Origin of the sequence: Streptomyces sp. NPDC002265 (assembly GCF_040296125.1) — a bacterium.
Classification (GTDB): Bacteria; Actinomycetota; Actinomycetes; order Streptomycetales; family Streptomycetaceae; genus Streptomyces.
Map to the genome: position 1 here is coordinate 1 of NZ_JBEOWS010000655.1, position 2,006 is coordinate 2,006.

Genomic DNA, 2,006 nt, shown 5'->3' on the forward strand with positions numbered 1-2,006 from the left:
CAACCTCGCCAAGCGCATAACGGACGAGACGACACCCACCTGGCGAGGAACGTACTAGGAGATAAAGGGCAATCCACCTAGATCAAACGCCCTCTTAGAGTTGCCGAGGTCAACTGCCCGGGCTTCGGCAGGACTTCAACCGGAGGAATGCCACGCTGATCCAGGAGGGTATGGGGAGGGCGGTCGGTGGCCGTGGTGAGGGGGTGCTCGGTCTGTGGCAGCCTGCTGGGGCGTTCGATGTTCACGACGATGGCCGTGAGAACGTGTCGCAGATGGACCTTCAGCTGCCCACCTCACCGGCTACCAGCCCACCACGCCGAGCAGCCTGCCCCACCCCCGGCCGCCGGCGATACCCACAACGAGGCGGGCATGCGGATGATAGAGCGCTGATGACCGGGACCAACAGCAGCCCGGTGGCCGAGCAGCGGACGGCTACAGTCATGGGTCCCCTCCAGCCAGCGGCTCAGTCCCGCCGCGCGTTCCATGCTTCCTGTCGCTCTTCGCGTCGTCGGCGGCTGTGTGCACGCCGAGCTGGGGAGCGTACAACCAGCCAGAAACCTGGGGATACTGGCGGACAGCCTGGTGTAGACGCACGTCCACGACCTGTCCCTGGAGTTCCGTCAGCTGGTGGAAGCCGTCGCCAAGGTCGACGCAGACACCGCGATTGCCCTGATCGAGCGCGTACCGGTACCGACTCATCCCACGGGGTACGGGCCCGGGCCCTGGTTGATATGGGAACGCGAGCAACGACAGACGCACGACTTGCTCGTGACAGCAGCGCAGGCAGGATTGTGGACCACCGCCGAGCGCGCGGCGCAACAGCTACCGGCAAAGATGCGCGCTCGTTGTCTCGGCACGCCGGCTCGTCTCGCCGCCACATCCGCTCCGGACCGTACTCCCGGCCTCCTGGGCAAGGGGGTGGCAACTGCTCTTGAAGGAGTGTCTATAAGTATCTTTTAGATGGCATAAGTGACGTACGATCTCGTGTATGAACTTGACGGAATGGGCACGCGCACAGGGGATCGCCCCGCGTCCTGCGTACCGCTGGTTCCGTGAGGGCACGTTGCCGGTCCCTGCGGAACGGGTGGGGCCGCGCACGATCCTGGTGAACATCGACGTGAACACCGCACCGTCCATGACCGGCGGTGTGGGCTTGTACGCCCGTGTCTCCTCCCACGACCAGAAGGCCGACTTGGAGCGGCAGACCGCACGCTTGTCGGAGTGGGCAGCCAAGGCCGGGCACAAGGTCGTTCGGGTTGAGTCGGAGATCGCATCAGGCGTGAACGGCGCCCGTACGAAGGCGCGTCGGCTGCTGGCCGACCCGAAAGTGACCGCCGTGGTGGTGGAACACAAAGACCGGCTCGGTCGTATGAACGTCGAACTCGTCGAAGCTGCTCTGTCCGCCACCGGTCGCCGGCTCGTCGTGCTCGATGACGGTGAGGTCGAAGACGACCTGGTGCGCGACATGGTGGAGGTGCCTGACCTCGTTTTGCGCCTGCCTGTACGGCCGCCGCTCGGCGAAGAACCGTGCACGCAAGGCTCTTGAAGCGGCGGCTGGCGATGCGTAAGAAGCAGCTTCGCGCCATCGATGATGCGTTCGTCGCCCTCGGCCCGTCCGGTGTGGCGGTTCGTGACCGGCTCAAGCACCTCGCCGGTGAGGACGTGAAGGTGCTTTGCCTGGTGGGTGAGCATCTGGGGCGTCTGGCATCGCTGGACCTCAAGGCCCGCTGCCGCGACGGCCTGGAGCACAACAGCGACACGTGGGCTGCCCGCAAGCAGGGCCTGACAGCCGAGTCGTCGTCGCGCTGGGCCGGGTCGATCACCAGAGCCACCCACGATCAGTGGGCGCTGTCCCGTCGCTGCCAGCTCGCGCACATCCACAACCTCGAAGCCGGTATCCGCACGCTCATACACCGCCTGTCCCAGCCGATCGGCGAGAAGGGCACCAAGCGGACACCGGGCGGATACCGCTCCAAGGGCGAGTGGTTCCACAAGTCCCGGCGCCT

Annotated in this window: 2 pseudogenes; both read left to right on the top strand. The window is 65.8% G+C overall.

Features of this window, described 5'->3' with window-relative positions:
- Positions 1 to 988: 988 nt before the first annotated feature.
- A pseudogene (locus ABT085_RS45990) lies at positions 989 to 1,568 on the top strand (IS607 family transposase).
- Positions 1,561 to 2,006: pseudogene (locus tag ABT085_RS45995) on the top strand (IS200/IS605 family accessory protein TnpB-related protein); the annotation flags it as partial. The pseudogenes ABT085_RS45990 and ABT085_RS45995, both read left to right, overlap by 8 nt.